General features: G+C 69.0%; 11 protein-coding genes. 8 read left to right on the top strand and 3 right to left on the bottom strand.

The genetic code is table 11. From position 1 onward, the window contains the following. Positions 1–172: 172 nt before the first annotated feature. Positions 173–898, bottom strand: coding sequence for a glutamine amidotransferase (locus tag AC3A5K_RS15515; RefSeq protein WP_487618450.1), 726 nt, complete (start codon positions 896–898; stop codon positions 173–175). Positions 899–1,094: 196 nt separating this feature from the next. Then, a complete protein-coding gene (locus AC3A5K_RS15510) occupies positions 1,095–2,888 on the bottom strand; it encodes a GspE/PulE family protein (RefSeq protein ID WP_487618449.1) in 1,794 nt (597 codons plus the stop codon). 125 nt (positions 2,889–3,013) lie between these two features. Between AC3A5K_RS15510 and glyQ the strand changes: the two genes are divergently transcribed. From glyQ to AC3A5K_RS15475, 7 genes are all read left to right on the top strand, one after another. After that, on the top strand, positions 3,014–3,919 hold the full coding sequence (gene glyQ, locus AC3A5K_RS15505; protein WP_487618448.1) for a glycine--tRNA ligase subunit alpha: 906 nt from the start codon (positions 3,014–3,016) through the stop codon (positions 3,917–3,919). A 125-nt stretch (positions 3,920–4,044) separates the two neighbouring features. Then, complete coding sequence (gene glyS, locus AC3A5K_RS15500) at positions 4,045–6,162, top strand: glycine--tRNA ligase subunit beta (protein WP_487618447.1); 2,118 nt, start codon at positions 4,045–4,047, stop codon at positions 6,160–6,162. A gap of 309 nt (positions 6,163–6,471) precedes the next feature. Next, positions 6,472–8,289, top strand: a complete 1,818-nt coding sequence (locus AC3A5K_RS15495; RefSeq protein ID WP_487618446.1) for an autotransporter assembly complex protein TamA — start codon at positions 6,472–6,474, stop codon at positions 8,287–8,289. Position 8,290: 1 nt separating this feature from the next. Then, positions 8,291–12,238: a translocation/assembly module TamB domain-containing protein gene (locus AC3A5K_RS15490; protein ID WP_487618445.1), complete on the top strand. Its 3,948-nt coding sequence runs from the start codon at positions 8,291–8,293 to the stop codon at positions 12,236–12,238. 284 nt (positions 12,239–12,522) lie between these two features. Beyond that, positions 12,523–13,236: a hypothetical protein gene (locus tag AC3A5K_RS15485; protein ID WP_487618444.1), complete on the top strand. Its 714-nt coding sequence runs from the start codon at positions 12,523–12,525 to the stop codon at positions 13,234–13,236. 244 nt (positions 13,237–13,480) lie between these two features. Next, positions 13,481–13,912: a hypothetical protein gene (locus tag AC3A5K_RS15480; protein ID WP_487618443.1), complete on the top strand. Its 432-nt coding sequence runs from the start codon at positions 13,481–13,483 to the stop codon at positions 13,910–13,912. A gap of 68 nt (positions 13,913–13,980) precedes the next feature. After that, entirely contained in the window at positions 13,981–15,969 is a 1,989-nt protein-coding gene (locus AC3A5K_RS15475) for a peptidoglycan-binding protein (protein WP_487618442.1), read from the top strand. A 143-nt stretch (positions 15,970–16,112) separates the two neighbouring features. Here AC3A5K_RS15475 and AC3A5K_RS15470 read toward each other — a convergent pair whose 3' ends face one another. Then, on the bottom strand, positions 16,113–17,432 hold the full coding sequence (locus AC3A5K_RS15470; protein WP_487618441.1) for a sialidase family protein: 1,320 nt from the start codon (positions 17,430–17,432) through the stop codon (positions 16,113–16,115). 79 nt (positions 17,433–17,511) lie between these two features. Between AC3A5K_RS15470 and AC3A5K_RS15465 the strand changes: the two genes are divergently transcribed. After that, entirely contained in the window at positions 17,512–17,871 is a 360-nt protein-coding gene (locus AC3A5K_RS15465; protein WP_487618440.1) for a putative signal transducing protein, read from the top strand. Positions 17,872–17,892: the final 21 nt, after the last annotated feature.

Raw genomic sequence — 17,892 nt, 5'->3', positions numbered from 1 at the left:
CCAAACTCGCTGCGCTCAGACATGGGCTGCTCTTCGGCCCCGACGCCCTGCGATGCTCGGCTCGCTTTACGGCTCGAAAGAGCGAGAGCCAACGGCCACAGCAACAGCAAAAGCGAAGGCAGCAGCAACAACACAGGCGACGTCACCCGCAACGACACCACCCCCGCGCAAATCAAGCGCGCGGCGTCGCCTCCACCATCCGCACGAACCGCTGCAGCACCGCGCGCCCCTCAGGCGCTGCGCGAACAGCAGCCACCAGCGCAACCGGATCCGCACCTTCGCGATACAGCGGCCCCGACCGCGCCCGGATATAGCCGCGCATATGGGTGGCGCTGAACTCGGGATGGAACTGCACGCCCCAGACCCGCGTGCCCCAGCGGAAGGCGTGGTGCGGTTCCAGCGCCGAACGCGCGAGGTTGATGGCGCCCTCGGGCAGGCGCAGCACGCTCTGCAGGTGCGTGGTCTGGGCGAGGAAGGTCGCGGGCGCGGCGGCGAACAGCGGGTCGTCGGTGGCCGCGTCCGTGGTTTCGATCGGATAGGTGCCCATCTCCCGGCCCCGCGGGTTCTCGCCGACCTCGCCGCCGAGGGCATGCGCGATCAGCTGGTGGCCGTAGCAGATGCCGAACAGCGGCACGCCGGCATGCGCGGCATCGCGCAGCCAGGTGGCGCTGCGTTCGCTCCAGTCGGCGCGCTCGGTGACCATCGCGCCGGAGCCGGTGACGATGACGCCGGCGTAGTCGTCGGCATCGGGCAGGGGCGCACCCTGCTCCACGTCGACGACGTCGACATCGCGCTGCGACAGGCCGGCGGCGACGCGGATCCAGTGCGGAAACGTGCCATGGCGGCGCATCGTGGGGACCGGCTGGCCGGTTTCGACGATCAGGAACGGACGGGGCATGCAGGCGGTCGCGACAGGAAGACGCTGCAGCGTAGCGGCTTACAGCCGGTTGCCGGCAATCCGGTCCTCCGGCGCGCCGCTGATCGGAGAGACGGCGCCTGACGCGCGACGTGACCGGCCAGGTGACAACGCGCACGATGCCGATCCAGCGGGGACACCTTTCGTGCAAACGCGCGCCCACGGGAGCCGCCGACACTCACTCGCGCGGCGGCAGCACCGCCATCACTTCCTCCACCGTGGTCACGCCCTGGGCGATCTTCTCGGCGCCGGCCATGCGCAGCGTGCGCAGGCCACCGGCGACCGCGGCGCGGCCGAAGCTGGCGAGGTCCATGTCCGGCTGGATGCTCGCGCGCAGCGCCGGCGTGACCGGCATCAGTTCGTAGATGCCGACGCGGCCGAAATACCCCGTGTTGCGGCATTCCAGGCAGCCGACCGGGCCGCAGGCGGTCGCCGGCGGTGGCAGGTCGCTGTCCGGGCCGAGCAGCGCTCGCCAGCCTTCCGGATCCACGGCCTGCAGCTGCTTGCAGTGCGGGCACAGGGTGCGGATCAGGCGCTGCGCCAGCACGCCGTTGAGGGTGGAGGCGATCAGGTAATGCGGCAGGCCGAGATCGAGCAGGCGGGTGATCGCCGACGGCGCGTCGTTGGTGTGCAGCGTCGACAGCACCAGATGCCCGGTCAGTGAGGCCTGCACCGCCATCTGCGCGGTGTCCAGGTCTCGGATCTCGCCGATCATGATGATGTCGGGATCCTGGCGCAGCAGCGTGCGCACGCCCTGGGCGAAGGTCAGATCGATCGCGTTGTGCACCTGCATCTGGTTGAGTTCGACCGAAACCATTTCGATCGGGTCTTCCACCGTGCACACGTTGACGTCGTCGGAGGCCAGCTTCTTCAGCGTCGAATACAGCGTCGTCGTCTTGCCCGAGCCGGTCGGGCCGGTCACCAGCACGATGCCGTGCGGACGCTGCACCAGATCGCTCCACGCGCTGGCCTCGCCGGCGTCGAAGCCGAGCTGCTCGATCGGCTTGAACGCGGTGTCGGGATCGAAGATGCGCATGACGACCTTCTCGCCGAAGGCGGTCGGCATCGTCGACAGGCGCATCTCGACCTCGCGCCCGCCGGGGGAGCGCGTCTTGATGCGGCCGTCCTGCGGCCGCCGGCGTTCGGCCAGATCCATGCGCCCGAGCACCTTGATGCGGCTGACCGCGGCGTTCATCACCGGCGGCGGCATCTCGAACACCTTGTGCAGCACGCCGTCGATGCGGAAACGCACGCGGCCGACGTCGCGGCGCGGCTCGAGGTGGATGTCGGAGGCGCGCTGTTCGTAGGCGTACTGCAGCAGCCAGTCGACGACGTGGACGACGTGGTGGTCGTCGACGTTGACGTCGCCCGAGCGGCCCAGTTCGACCAGCTGTTCGAACGACGGCGCCTCGGTCGTGCCGTCGCGCATGTCCTTGGCGCCGCGCACCGAGCGCGTGACGCCGAAGAACTCCATCGTGTAGCGGTGCAGATCCAGCGGATTGGTGACGACCAGCTCGATCTCGCGCCGCAGCAGGCGCTGGATGTCGGGCAGCCAGTCGATCGCCATCGGCTCGCTGGTCGCGATGCGCGCACGTGTCGGCGTGACTTCGACCGGCAGGATGCGGTGGCGCCGCGCGTAGGCGTGCGACACCAGATCTGTGACCTCGGCGACGGCGATCTTCGTCGGATCGATGCGCAGGTAGGCCCGGCCGCTCGCGCGTGCCAGCCATTCGGTCAGCGCTTCCAGACCCAGTTCGCTGCCCGGGCGCTGCGCCGACGGCAGCTTGAGATTGGCCAGCAGCACCAGCGGATGCACCGCGTCCAGGCCGCGGGTGGCGCGGCCGCCGATCCGGGCGCGGTCCGCATCCGCCTGTGCCAGCAGCCCGTCGGCGACTAGGCCGTCGATCACCGGTTCCAGCGTGACCCGGCCGGGCGGCAGGCGCGAGGCGGAGGCGAAGGGCGCCCGGGGCATGGCGGACAACAGGGGCGCACGCGGTTCGTTCAAGCCGGGTTCTCCTGGGCGCCGCGACGCGGGGCGCGGCGGGGGACGGGGCGTGGGCCGCTATACTAGCGCGCCGCCGAAGACGCGCTTTTCCGATGACCGGACCGACGTTCCAGGAGCTGATCCAGACGCTCAACGCCTACTGGGCCAAACAGGGCTGCGTGCTGGTACAGCCGCTTGACCTCGAGGTCGGCGCGGGCACCTTCCACCCGGCGACGTTCCTGCGCGCCATCGGCCCCGAGCCGTGGAACGCGGCCTACGTGCAGCCCTGCCGCCGTCCGACCGACGGCCGCTACGGCGACAACCCCAACCGCCTGCAGCGCTACTACCAGTACCAGGTGGCGATGAAGCCGAATCCGGACAACATCGTCGAGCTGTACTTCGACTCGTTGAAGGAACTGGGCATCGATCCGCAGGTGCACGACCTGCGCCTGGTCGAGGACAACTGGGAATCGCCGACGCTCGGCGCCTGGGGTCTGGGCTGGGAAGTCTGGCTCAACGGCATGGAAGTCACCCAGTTCACCTACTTCCAGCAGGCCGGCGGCCTGGAGTGCAAGCCGGTGCTCGGCGAGATCACCTACGGTCTCGAGCGCCTGTGCATGTACCTGCAGAGCGTCGACAACGTGTTCGATATCGTGTGGACGCACGGCCCCGACGGCACGCCGGTGACCTACCGCGACGTCTATCACCAGAACGAAGTCGAGCAGAGCACCTACAACTTCGAACACGCAGACGTCGCCGAACTGTTCCACCGCTTCGACGCCTGCGAGACCGAAGCGCTGAAGCTCGTCGAACTGGGTCTGCCGCTGCCGGCCTACGAGCAGGTCATGAAGGCCAGCCACAGTTTCAACATGCTCGATGCGCGCCGCGCCATCAGCGTGACCGAACGCCAGCGCTACATCCTGCGCGTGCGCACGCTGGCCCAGGCCGTCGCCCGGGCCTATGCCGCGCAGCGCGAGGCGCTGGGCTATCCGGGTCTCAAGCGCGTGGCCGCGGCATGAGCCGCGACGTCCGCTGATTCCGGCATCCGCGCCACGTCGCACGACGGGCGCACGACGTCCGATCCGATGCGCCCCTTTCGCCCACGCCCCCGGCGCAGGCCCCCGTACAGAACCAGGTTGTCGCGATGACTGACATGAAGCCCCTGCTGATCGAACTCGGCACCGAAGAACTGCCGGTCAAGGCCCTGCCCGGCCTTGCCGCGGCGCTCTTCGACGGCGTGCTCGCGGCGCTCGACAAGCGCGGCGTCGCGGTCGACCGCGGCGATGCGAAGCCCCTGTACACGCCGCGCCGGCTTGCCGTGCTGCTGCCGGGCGTCGCCAGCGAGCAGCCCGAGCAGCGCTCGGAAGTACTGGGGCCGTACCTCAACATCGCGCTGGACGCCGACGGTCAGCCGACGAAGGCGCTGCAGGGCTTCGCCGCGAAGGCCGGGATCGACTGGACCCAGCTTGCGAAAACCAGCGACGCCAAGGGCGAGCGTTTCGTGCATCGCGCGGTGACGCCGGGCGCCGCGACGGCGGCGCTGCTGCCGGACGTGCTGCGCGAGGCGATCGCGGCGATGCCGATTCCCAAGCCGATGCGCTGGGGCGCCCACACCTATGCGTTCGCGCGGCCGGTGCACTGGCTGGTGCTGCTGCACGGCGAAACCGTCATCGATGCCGAACTGTTCGGCGTGCGCAGCGGTCGCAGCAGTCGCGGTCATCGCTTCATGCACGACGCTGCGGTCGAGATCGGCGCGCCGGGTGATTACCTCGAGGCGATGCGCAACGCGAAGGTGCTCGTGGACGCCGACGCGCGTCGCGCCCGGATCGTCCAGGAAGTGGAAGGCGTCGCCCGCGCGCTCGGCGGTGACGCGCGCATCGAGCAGGACAACCTCGAGCAGGTGAACTGTCTGGTCGAATGGCCGAAGGCCGTGGCGTGCACGTTCGAGCACGAATTCCTCGCCGTGCCGCAGGAAGCCTTGATCGCGACGATGGAAGCGAACCAGAAGTTCTTCCCCGTGCTGCAGGACGGACGCCTGACCGAACACTTCATCGGCATCGCGAATGTCGAGTCGCGGGATCCGATCGAAGTGGCCAAGGGCTACGAGCGTGTGATCCGTCCGCGCTTCGCCGACGCCAAGTTCTTCTTCGACGAAGACCTCAAGCAGGGCCTGTCGGCAATGAACGACGGCCTGTCGAGCGTGACCTACCAGGCCAAGCTGGGCAGCGTTGCCGACAAGACCGCACGCGTCGCCGCGCTGGCCGCGATCATCGCGCCGCATGTCGGCGTGGATGCCGCACTCGCGAAGCAGGCCGCGCTGCTGTCGAAGGCCGATCTGCAGTCGCGCATGGTCAACGAGTTTCCGGAACTGCAGGGCATCGCCGGTCGCTATTACGCGAAGCAGGACGCGGCGCTGGCCGGTCTGTCCGACGACGATCGCGCGTCGCTGGCGAATGCACTCGACGAAGCCTGGCAGCCGCGGTTTGCCGGCGATGACATCGCCCTGTCGCCGCTGGGCAAGGTGCTGGCGATCGCCGAACGGCTCGACACGCTGGCCGGTGGTTTCGCGGCGGGTCTCAAGCCGACGGGCAACAAGGATGCGTTCGCGCTGCGGCGCAATGCGCTGGGGCTGGCGCGGACCTTGATCGAGAGCGGTTTCGATCTCGACCTGCACGACTTGCTGCGCGCTGCGGGCGAGCGCGTCGGCCCGCTGCCTGCCGGCAAGGACGGCGCGACGACGCACGCCGATGCCGCTGAACTCTACGACTTCATCCTCGACCGCCTGAAGGGCTACTACGCCGACAAGGGCGTCACCGTGCAGCAGTTCAACGCCGTCGCTGCGCTGCAGCCGAAGTCGCTGTACGACCTCGACCGTCGCATCGATGCGATCGGCACCTTCGCGCAGCTGCCGGAAGCCGAGGCTCTCGCCGCGGCCGACAAGCGCATCCGCAACATCCTGCGCAAGGCCGACATCGAGATTCCGGGCATGGTCGACCCGGCGCTGCTGCGCGAGCCGGCCGAGGCCGCGCTGGCCGAAGCCGTGGAAGCGGTGCACGCCGAAACCGGCCACGCACTCGCGCATGGCGACTACGTGTCGGTGCTGACCCATCTGGCGCGGTTGCGGCCGCAGGTCGATGCGTTCTTCGACGGCGTGATGGTCAACGCCGACGAAGCCGCCCTGCGCGCCAATCGTCTCGCCCTGCTCAAGCGCCTGTCCGAGCGGCTGGGCAGCGTAGCCGCGATCGAGCATCTGTCGAGCTGAACGCGTCAGGATGAGGTGCAGCGCGCTTGATGCGCGCTGCGGCAGGCGCGGGCGTGCCCAGAGTTCCGACAGGCCGCCCCACCCTGGACGTCATTCCCGCGCAGGCTGGACGTTCAACAGCAGGACGGCTGGTCATCCAGCGCCTTTTCCGAGAACGCACTCGGCAATCGACGGCGAGATCTCGCGCTCAAAGTCACTGGATTCCCGCCTGCGCGGGAATGACGAGCAGATTTCTCTGAGCCTTCGGAGAACCCGCTTGCGCGCACCCCCGTTAATCGACTCTTGACGCGCCTCCGGTATCCTCCCGCGATGCCTCGCGTTCATGTGTGTCTCGCCGCCGTCGTCCTCTTCGTCTCGTCGGCCGCGGCGTCTGCTGCGCGTGTCGAACGCGTCGACATCGTCGGCCTCGACGAAGAGATGACCGAGAACGTCCGCGTCTCGCTCGCGCTCTACGAATCCATCGGCCGCGACATCTCCGGCCGGCGCATGGGCTACCTGCTGCGCGAGGCCGAGAACCAGACCCGCAAGGCGCTGGAGCCGTTCGGTTACTACTCGCCCACCATCGACGTGCAGCGCAACCGCGAGGAAGGCGCTGCGATTTCGGTGCGCGTGGTCGTCGATCCGGGCCAGCCGGTGCGCGTGCGCAACAGCGATATCGCGATCATCGGCGAAGGTGGCCAGGACCGGTATCTGGCGCGCGACATCGCGCGATTCGTGCCCAGCGAGGGCGCGGTCTTCAGCCATCCCGACTACGAATCCAGCCGCAACAACCTGAGCCGCCGGCTGGCCGAGCGCGGGTATTTCGACGCCGAGTTCGCCTCGCGCCGCGTCGAAGTCACGCGCGCCGACTACGCGGCCGACATCGATGTGGTGTGGACCAGCGGCGACCGCTACAACATGGGCACGACCACGTTCGAGCAGACGCCCGAGCAGATCATCAACGACAGCCTGCTCGAGCGCCTCGTCTACTGGGAAGAAGGCAGCTACTGGCACCAGGGCCGCATCGATCGCCTGCGGTCGTCGCTCGGTCGCCTGGACTACTTCTCCAACATCGACATCGAGGCGCAGGTCGACGAGGCCAACGAAGGCCGCGAGGTGCCGGTCAAGGTCACGCTGACGCCCGCCAAGCGCAGCATCTACACATCGGGCGTGAGCTACGGCACCGACAGTGGCGCCGGTATCCGCCTCGGCGTGGAACGGCGTTACGTCAACATGCGCGGTCACAAGGCGCTTGCGCAGCTGGACTACGCGCAGCGCCGCAAGACGCTGACGCTGCAGTACCGCGTGCCGGCTTTCGCCTGGCTCGACGGCTGGTACACCGCCAGCCTGCAGATGGCGGACGAACAGACCGACTACATCGATTCGCGCCGGGTGGAGCTGGTGGGCAGCCGCAACGGCCAGTACAACGAATTCCTCAACCTCATCGCGTCGATGCACGTGCTGCGCGAGCGTTGGGCCTACGCGCCCGAAGAGGATCCGGACAGCCCGGCCGTCGATGACGACGAGTTCGCCGGCGCGCTGTACCGCTACGCCACGTTCGCCTATCCCTCGCTGCGCGCCGAATACATCGACGTCGACGACCGCCTGTTCCCGACCCGCGGCATCGGCGGCTCGGTGATGCTGCGCGGCGGCGTCGAAGGCGTGGGCTCGGATGCCTCGTTCAGCCAGATCCACCTGCGCACGAGCTGGTTCCGCGGCATCGGCGAGTCCAACCGCCTGATCGTGCGCGGCGAGCTGGGCCACACCTTCACCGACGCACTGGTGGCGATGCCGCCGAGCCTGCGCTTCTACGCCGGCGGCGACCGCAGCATCCGCGGCTACGACTGGCGCGAGGTCGGCCCGCGGATTCCCGCGCGCGACGGTCGCCGTGCATTCGCGACCGGCGCCAAGAACGTGGTCACCGCGAGCGTCGAGTTCGAGCGTTACTTCACCGAGACCATCGGCGCGGCCGTGTTCGTCGACAGCGGCGATGCCTTCGACAGCAGTTCGCCGCAGTGGCGGACCGGCGTGGGCATCGGCGCGCGCTACAAGTCGCCGGTGGGCCCGCTGAAGCTCGACATCGCGCGCGGTCTCGACAACCCCGATTCGTCGTTCACGATCGGCCTGTCGATCGGCGCGGAGTTCTGACATGGCCTTCGGTCGCCACCGCCTGCCCAACGATCTGACCCCCGAAGAGCGCGAGGCGCGCATCGCCGAGCTGCGTGCGCGGCGTCGTGCGCGGGCGCGCACGCTCGCGATCCGCAGCGCCATCGGCATCGCCGCACTGATCCTGCTGCTGGTCATCGTCGTGTGGTGGCTGCTGACCACGTTCGGCGGTCGCGATTTCCTGCTCAACCAGGTCGCCTCGCGCCTGCCCGCCGGCACCGAACTGACCTGGCGCGCGGCCGAAGGTCCGGCCTCGGGCCCGCTCACGATGTACGACGTGCGCTACGTGCAGCGCAGTTGCCCGGACGTCGAAGAACAGCCCGTCGCCTACGGCAATTGCGACGAACCGCGCGTGCTCGTGTTCGAAGCCGAGCGCGTGACGGTGGATCCGGCGGTGATGCCGCTGGTCGGCCGCCGCCTGCGCCTCGACGTGCTCGACATCGACAACGCCGTGCTGTCGATGCCGCCACCGGTCGATACCCCGTTCGAACTGCCGCGCTGGCCCGACTCGCTGCCGCGCATCGATCTGCCGCTGTCGCTGCAGGCCGACACGATCCGCATCGACGGCTTCCGCGTCGAACAGGCGGGCGAGTCGCTGATCGACATCCGCAGCGTGCGTGGCGGCCTCGACGCGCAGCAGGGCGAACTCAATCTCGCGAACGTCGTCGTCGACAGCGACCGCGGCCTGTTCACCGCGCACGGTGTCTACGCACCCGACGACGACTACCGCATGGACGTCACCGCCAGCGCGCTGATGCCCGCGCCACCGGCGCGCACGCGTCCGCGCATCGGTCTGGTCGCGCGTGGCGACCTCTCGCGTCTGGACATCGCCGTCGTCGGCCATGTACCGGAACCGCTGAAGGCTGTGGTGACCCTGCGCGGCCGCGAGAATCCCGGCTGGGCGCTGCGCGCCGACAGCACGCGCCTCGATCCCGCGTTGCTGATGGGCAGCGGCGAACCCGGCACGCCACTGGCGTTCGACATCCGCGCCGATGGCCAGGGCGGCGCCGCCGAACTGCAGGGCACTGCCACGTACGGCGAAGCCGACGCGAATCCGATCCGCGTCGTGCTGCAGCCGTCCAAGGTGACGCTGGAAGACCAGCGCCTCGATCTCGATCCGCTGGTCGTCGACATCTTCGACGGTCGGGTCACGCTGCGCGGTTTCGCCGACGTGACCGAGCCGGGCGATGTGCGCTTCCGCTTCGCGACCAACGCCCGCGGCCTGCAGTTCGGTGCCGATCCCGATGCCGCCGAACCCGCGCCGCCGATCACCGCCGACGCCGATCTCGGCATCGCCGGCAGCACCGCGGCCTGGGCGGCGATCGGCAAGGCCACCGTGGAACGCGACGGCCTGCGCGCGAACGTGGACTTCGACGGCCGCGGCGACGCGGAGCGCATGCGCCTGCAGACCGCGCGCGTGACGATGCCGACCGGCACGCTCGACGCCAGCGGCGACGTCGCGTGGGCGCCGGCGCTGCAGTGGAATCTCGACGCGACGCTGGCTGGTTTCGATCCCGGCTACTTCGCGCGCGACTGGAAGGGTGCGGTCAACGGCACATTCGCGACGACCGGCAACACCCGCGATGACGGCGGCCTGGAAATCGCGGTGGACGCCAGCGATCTGGGCGGCACGCTGCGCGGTCGCCGGCTCGATGGCCGCGCGACGTTCGCGATGCACGGCCCGGCCACCGATGCCGGCGATGCCGGCCGCACCGATTTCGAAGGCGAGGTCGCGCTCTCGCTCGGCGACAGCCGCGTCGATGCGACGGCCACCGTGACCGACCGTCTCGACATCGACGCGACGCTGGCCCCGCTGCAGCTCGCCGATTTCCTGCCCGACACCGGCGGCGTGCTGCGCGGCACCGTGCGCGTGACCGGCGCGCGCACCGCGCCCGACATCGCCGCCGACCTCACCGGCAGCGCACTGCGCTATGGCGACTACGCCGCCGACAGCGCGCGCATCCAGGGCCGCCTGCCGTGGCGTGGCGATACCGGTTCGCTGGATGTCGTGGCCACCGGCGTCAATGCCGGCATCGCCCTCGACGAGGTGCGTCTGGCGGCGCGTGGCGCGATCGAACGGCTCCAGCTCGACGCCAGCGCACGTGGCGAGATCGGCACGGTCGATCTTGCAGGCAATGCGGAAAGCCGCAACGGCAACTGGCAGGGCACGCTCGCCAGCCTGCGCCTCGCCCCGGCGACCGGTGCGAGCTGGGCGCTGCAATCGCCGGCGCAGTTCCGGCAGATCGGCACGCGCTACACGCTGAGCGACAGCTGCTTCGCGTCCAGCGGCGGCGGCTCGCTGTGCGCCAGCGCGGACTGGCCGCGCCAGGGCGTGTCGATCACCGGCACCGGCCTGCCGCTCGCGCTGGCGACGCCCTATCTGCCCGAGCAGGACGGCGGTCGTCCGTTCGTGCTGCGCGGCGAGATCGCGCTCGAAGGCAGCGCGCGTCCGGTCGGCAGCGGATTCGCTGGCAGCGCGAGCATCCGCTCGGCCAGCGGCGGCGTACGCACGTCCGAGCGCGCGCGCAACGATGTGGTGACCTATGACGATTTCGTGCTCGACGCCGAGTTCGACGCGAATCGCCTCAGCGCCACGCTGTCGACGACGCTCAATGAAGTCGGCCGCGTGCAGGCGCAGGTCACCAACGGTTGGGATGCGTATTCGCCGCTGTCGGGCTCGCTGGTCGCCAACGTCGAAGACTTGACCTTCGTCGAACTGTTCTCGCCCGACATCGTCGAGCCGACCGGCCGCCTCACCGCGGACGTCACCATCGGTGGCACGCGTTCCCAGCCCACAATCGGCGGCCAGGCGCGCCTCGCCGATTTCGCGACGGAAATTCCGGCGCTGGCGATCGCGCTCGAGGACGGCAACATCAATCTCGACGCGCTGCCCGACGGCACCGCGCGCATCGCCGGCAGTGTGCGCTCCGGCCAGGGCACGCTGAACATCGGCGGCGGCATCGGCTGGCAGGGCGAAGGCACCCCGGTCGTGCTGACGATCAGCGGCACCGACGTGCTGGTGTCGGACACCAGCGACATGCACATCATCGCCTCGCCCGACCTCACCGTGCGCTACACCGCGCTGCAGCCGCTCAATGTCACCGGCAAGGTGTTCGTGGATGTCGCCCTGCTCGATCTCGAAGGCCTGAGCGAAGGCGTGTCGGCATCGCCCGACGTGGTCGTGCTCGACCCGGTGAATCCGGAAGAAAACGCCACCGCCTCGGCGCTGGAACTCGACCTCACCCTGACCGTCGGCGACAACGTGGGCCTGCGCGGCTTCGGCTTCGACGGCCGCATGAAGGGCGAACTGCGCGTACGCGCGGTGCCGGGTCGCGAGATGACCGGCAACGGCCGACTCGCGGTCGATGGCCGCTACAAGGCCTACGGCCAGGAACTGCGGGTCACGCGCGGCAATCTGGTCTTCAACAACAGTCCGGTCTCCGACCCGATGCTCGACGTGCGTGCCGAGCGCCGCATCGACGCCGAGGACATCACCGCCGGCATCGACGTCAGCGGCCGCGCCTCGGCGCCGAGCGTCAATGTCTGGACCAACCCGTCGAGCGATGCGTCGCAGGCGCTGTCGTATCTCGCTCTCGGACGTTCGGCGTCCAGCCTGACCAGCGACGAAGGCCAGCAGATCGACGCCGCCGCGGCCGCGCTCAACGCCGGCGGCAACCTGGTCGCCGGTCAGCTCGGCAGCAGGATCGGCCTCGACAACGCCGGCATCAGCCAGTCGCGCGCCCTCGGCGGCAGCGTGCTCGGCTTCGGCAAGCAGCTCTCGCCGAAGCTCTACGTCGGCTTCGGCGTGTCGCTGCTCGGCACCGGCCAGGTGCTGACGCTGAAGTACCTGCTGCGCGCGGGCTTCGACGTGGAGATCGAGTCGAGCACGCTGGAGAATCGCGGCTCGGTGAACTGGCGGCACGAGCGCTGAGGCAGACTCCGGCCGTCGAGGCGGCCGGGGCTGTCAGCTGCACTCGTGACTGCGAGACCGGTCACAGATGGGGTGTCAGGATTGTCCCCATCGGCCGGCATCACGACGAAAAGGCGGGCATGATCTGCGGACGCGGTGTTGCACGAATGGAATCGGTGCAGAACGATCGCTTCCACGCGCGGCATCGGATTCGACCGACCGGTGATTCCATGCGCCATCCAGTTTCAGTCGCAGCCCTCGCCCTGCTCCTGCTCGCCTGCAGGCCGACCTCCGAGGCAGCGCCAATGCCCGAACGCAAGGAAGCGTCCGCCATGCCCTCCGCAACACAGGCCGACACGCAGCGCCCATCCCCGTCGCATGCCCGCGTGCTCGGGATCATCAGCGAGATCGATGGTGACGGTGCCACGGCGTATGAGATCCAGAACGGCAGCCGCATCCACTTCTGGTACGGCTTCAGGTTCCAGGCCGCCGGCACGACCTACTACACCGGCTTTGCCTGGATCACGCCGGAAAAGTACGGCGAGGCGCGCGCGGCCGGTATCAAGGATCCGGAGGCGCCGGTGACGTTGGCGCATGCCACGTTCGTCGCGGAGCCGACAGGAACTGCCGAACCCTGGTCGCTGCTGGGCAGCGAACCCTGGATCGGCACCTTCGGTCGCGATGAGCAGGGGAATGCGGTCGATCCGTCGCGCGAACCGGTGGTCGCCGACACGGCAACAGGGCACCTGCTTCTGGCCGTACCCAGTATGGACGGCGATCGACCGAGTGCCGAGATTCTGCTGTTCGATCCGCATCCGCTGCAGGACATCGACGCGCGCAAATGGACGCATCTGGGCACGGTGCCAGTGAATACGGGCAGCCGGCTCGCGTTCGTTCCCCGTCACGATGGCGCGCTGCCGGACATCGCGGTGTCGTTGGAAAACGCGGTTTCGACCGACCATGCGCTTGTCCATGCCTATGATCCGCAGTCGCACACGTACCGGTCGGTCCCACGGTGAGTGTTGTCGACCGAGCGGCGCCGAAGCCTGCGTCGGACGCAGTCGCCCCGGTGCCGCGACTGCAGTCACGTCGATCTTCGCGCCCGCTTTCTCTCAGGCCCTGTCGGTCCACCTGCCGACGCGACAGCCTGCACATCGGGTTCGCTGCCGGGGGCGTGCCCACTGCCTGGAGTCGAGCATGAGACCCGCGAATCCTCACAAGAGCAGGCGTTCGACATGGGGCGTCCATGTGTGCCTCGCCCTGATGCTCGCCTTGTCGTCGACCGGATGTGCGTTGCCTGGGGAGATGGAACCGTCGTCGGTTTCCACGGACATCACCGCGCCCGGGACGACGATGCCGACCAGTCAATCTATCGACGGCCTGACCGAAGGCATGGCTTACGCCGATTTGCGCACGCGCGTGCGCGCAGCGGGCTGGCGCCCGAGGGTCGAGGCCAACTGCAGGGCGAATGTGCTGGGCGCCGCTGTCGAGTCGGCTTGCGCGGCGAATCCAGACATCTGCTCGATCTGCGACGACCTCCCTGAGCTCGATGCCTGCAGCGCGGATGGCCACTGTCTGATGCGCTTCGAGCGGGGCGAAGATCTCCTGACGGTCTCGACCTACGGCGAGCTGGCCGACTGGAATGTGACAGGGCCCGCGTCGCGACTCTCGGTGAAGTGGTGGGACCCTGAGTAAGGAACGCCTTGCACGGCAACCCGTGACTGTGCGGGGCAATACATGTTTGACAGCACAAGGAGTGTGCGATGGGCAGTCCACTGGCAGACCTGATCCAGCGCGGTGAATCCGGCGCCAAGAGCTACGACAACTACAACCGGGGCACCGTGCGCGACGGCACGGGACGCGAGCGCATCCGGAGCGCGGATCAACCGATCGACTTCTCGGCGCTGACCATCGGACAGGTGATGGACTACCAGGCGCTGCCCGCCAGTGCACCGGATCGCCTGTTCGCGATCGGGCGATTCCAGGTGATCCCGCAGACCATGACGCAGGCTGTCAGTGCGCTCGGCCTCGACCGCGATGCGGCATTCACGGACGCGGTGCAGGACCGGATCTTTTTCGACTATCTGATTACCCAGAAGCGTCCTGCGATCCACGAATTCGTGACCGGGCAACCTGGCTCGACACTACATGCGGCGCAACGCGCACTGTCCCAGGAGTGGGCCAGCATCGCGGATCCCGCAACCGGAAGAAGCTATTACGACAGGCCTGGGGGCGCGAACCACGCATCGATCACCGCCGACGAGACTGCGGAGGCCCTGAACCGGATGCGCGCATCCCATGCACTGTCGATCGAGAACGGACTGACACCGGCGCAGGCGTGGGCTCGGCTTCATGCTGATCCACCCGCCGTCGCACACGTTGCACGAACGCAGGATGGGCACTCTGACAATGCCGTTTCCGTTGGAGCAGGCGACACCGCGGTCGCTCTGCTCCAGTCGCAGCTCGCGCAGCTGGGCTACACGGGCCGCGAAGACCGGCCGATCGTTTCGGATGGCATCTTCGGACCGGCGACACGACACGCAGTGGCGGCATTCCAGCGTGACCAGGGCCTTCCCCAGACCGGCGCTCCGGAGGCCGTCACCCGGCGCGCCATCGACGAGGCGTTGGAACGGGCACCGCCCCTCCCCAGATCGACCACGACGCCCGATGTCGGCGAGGGACCCGGTGTCACGCTCCGTCGTGCGCATGCGCTGACCCTGCAGTACGACCATGTGCGCTATGGCTTCGGCGACAAAAATCCTGCGCGCGGCACGGTGGATTGCTCTGGATGGGTGGTCACGCTGGCCAATGCGACGATGGCCGAGATCAACGACCAGGCCGGGCGCACGGTGTTCGCCCGCAGTGCGCTGTACAGCGCAGGCTTCGACCATGCCGCACGCATCATCGAGAAGACCGTCGAACGATCCGGCGTCCTGCTGGAAGGTCGCGAGATCACTGCGGCGGCGCTGCGCGAAGGCATGCTGATCGGGGAGGACAACGGCGACAGGCGCTGGGATCGCGGTCGATACAACGGGATCGATCACATCACGATGGTCGTGCGCGACCCGGGCGACGGCAGACTGAAGATCAGCCAGTCCAGAAGTGGAGAGGGCGTCGAACTCGTGTCGCTTGAGCGCTACCTCGACCGCAAGCAGTCCAACGGCGCACGGCTGTTCGCGACCGACCCCATCATCGAAGCACGCGGCCTGCTCCAGGCGCGCGACATCGCCGCCGAACCCACCGTCGTGACTTCGCTTATCCGGCAGGAGACGTCAGCGCCTCCAATGCCTGTTGCTGACGTACTCCTTCGAGAGCGCGACCAGGGCGAGTCCGTCCGTGCGCTTCAGGCACAGCTCAACCGCCTCGGCTACAGGGACGCGGACGGGGCGCCGCTCAGCGAGGACGCAGTCTTCGGACCATCGACGCGAGAAGCGGTGATTGCACTCCAGCGCGAATGGGGGCTGGACACGGACGGCATTGTCGGTCCGCACACCCGGGACGCACTGATGTCGGCGCGCGATGCCGCCGTGCACGGCGCAATCGGGACGCAGCCGGAGACACCTCGACGCGATGCCCTGCAGGCCCTGTTCGATGCAGCGCGGCGCGCAGATCCGGACGCGCTGCGCACTGCCCTCGGTGATCTGACCCGCACGCCTGCCGGCGAAGCATTCACCGCGCTCCAGCAGTCGAACGGGGCGCCATCGGAAGCGGCCCAGCGCGCATCCACGCAGGCGCAGGACCTGACACGCTGAGCTCGTGCCTGCTGTGACTGCAGACACACAAGCATAGGGTCCATTGGCCGAGTGACCGGGCGCACGGAAGACGCCTTGCGTTGGCTGGGTGCAGGCACGCCGGCCTGGGCACACATGCGTGAACCCGGGACCGCGCACGCGCCTCAACGCACCAGACGCAATCCCTTCAACTGCGGCGCGCCTTCGATGACGTCGGTCCAGATCACGTAGGCGTCGCGGCCGACGATCTGCAGTTTCGGGAAGCCGGTCGCACGTCCGCGGCCTTCGAGGCGGGCGAGTTCGACGCGCTCGTACTCGGTGGCCAGGTCCGCGCTGCGGCGGGACAGCCACAGCGACTGCGCGCCGGCGGCATCCTCGCGCAACCACACGGCCCAGGCCTGGGTGGCGTCAAGTGCGACCGCGATCCGGCCCTGCACCTCGGCGCCCGCGTCCAGTTCGACCGGTGCACCGAAGCTGTCGCCGGCATCGTCGCTGCGCGCCAGACGCACGCGCGATTCGTCGGGTGCGGTGTACCAGCCGACCACGAGGGCATCGCCCTGGGCTGCGACCGACGGGCCATTGACCGGGCAGGCCGGCATCACCCAGTTGTCCGCGTGCACCGCACGCGGCGCGCTCCACGTCTCGCCGTCGAAGCGGGTGGCGAGGATGTCGCGCACTTCGCCTTCGGTGCGGCCGCGGTAGACGACCACCGGTCCGCGCGGCGTCACTGCGGCGGCGGTCTGGCAGCAGTCGCAGACGCTGGCGTCGATTTCCTGCTCGTGCGTGCGGCGCATGGCCGCGTCGAAGGTCGCCGCCCGCAGGGTCATCGGACGACCGCCGGTGTGGGCCTCGTGTCCTTCGCCGGATTCGTGGCCTTCGTGGCTCGGCGCGCCGGTGTTGCGGCCGTCGAGCCAGGCCAGTCCGATACCGTCGGCCTGCGGCCACATCGAGACGAAGCCGTGTTCGGTCTGGGTGCCGTCGTCGTGCGGCACCAGGGGCGCGCCCCAGTTCGCGCCGCCATCGCGCGAACGCGCCAGCACGACATCGTAGGCATAGCGCGCGTCGCCGCTGCGCTGCAGCCAGTGCGCCCACAGCGCACCGTCGGCGGTCGGCATCACGTGCGGGGTGTCGGCCCAGTTGACGAACATGCGGTTGCCGATCGCGATCGTCGTCGGCGCATTGCGCCAGACCTGCGTCGCAGGATCGAAGCGCGAGTACTGGAAGACGTGGCGGCGGCCTTCGCGCGAGTTCACCCAGCTCAGCACCAGCTGCCCGTTCGGGCCGGCCGCCAGATCCGGCGCCGACGAACCGGGACCGGTCGCGGGCAGCGCCCATTCGACGCGTTCGCTGGGGGCCTCGGGCGCGAGCGCCGGACCGCCTGCCGACCGGGCGGACTCGTCGCCGCCACCACAGGCCGCGAGCGCCAGTGCGAGCAGCGGAAGGACCGCGAGACGGGGATGCAGGGGCGGGGATCGTCGGAACATGCGGGCACCTGGCGTGACGTGCGATTCAGTGCCCAAGGGTACCCTGTCGCCTGTGTCGTCCACTGTGGCAATCCGTCGCATGCAGGTCATCGTCGCGCGTTTCACCGACCCCCTCGAAGCCCAGATCGCCAGCGGTCTGCTGCACGCCGAAGGCATCGACGTGCACGTCGGCGATGCCCACACGGCACTGGCGAACTGGGAATGGCGACTGGCGATCGGCGGCGTGAAGCTGCACGTGCCGGGCGACCAGGCCGACCGCGCACGCGAGGTGCTGCGGCGGCTCGATGCCGGCGAGTTCGCGCTGGCGCCCGAGGAGGATCCCGACGCCACGGATACCGCCGTGCCGACGCCCGATCGCGAGAGTCCATCGAGCCGCCTGGCCTGGATCGCCTGGGCGTTGTTGGCCATTCCGCTGCCCTGGCGCCGTCGCAGGCGCTGAACCGCATCGCCTGTCAACGGG

Source organism: Luteimonas sp. Soil_C_5 (assembly GCF_057656615.1).
The sequence above is the reverse complement of the archived record's forward strand: the minus strand, read 5'-3'. Positions and strand labels throughout refer to the sequence as shown.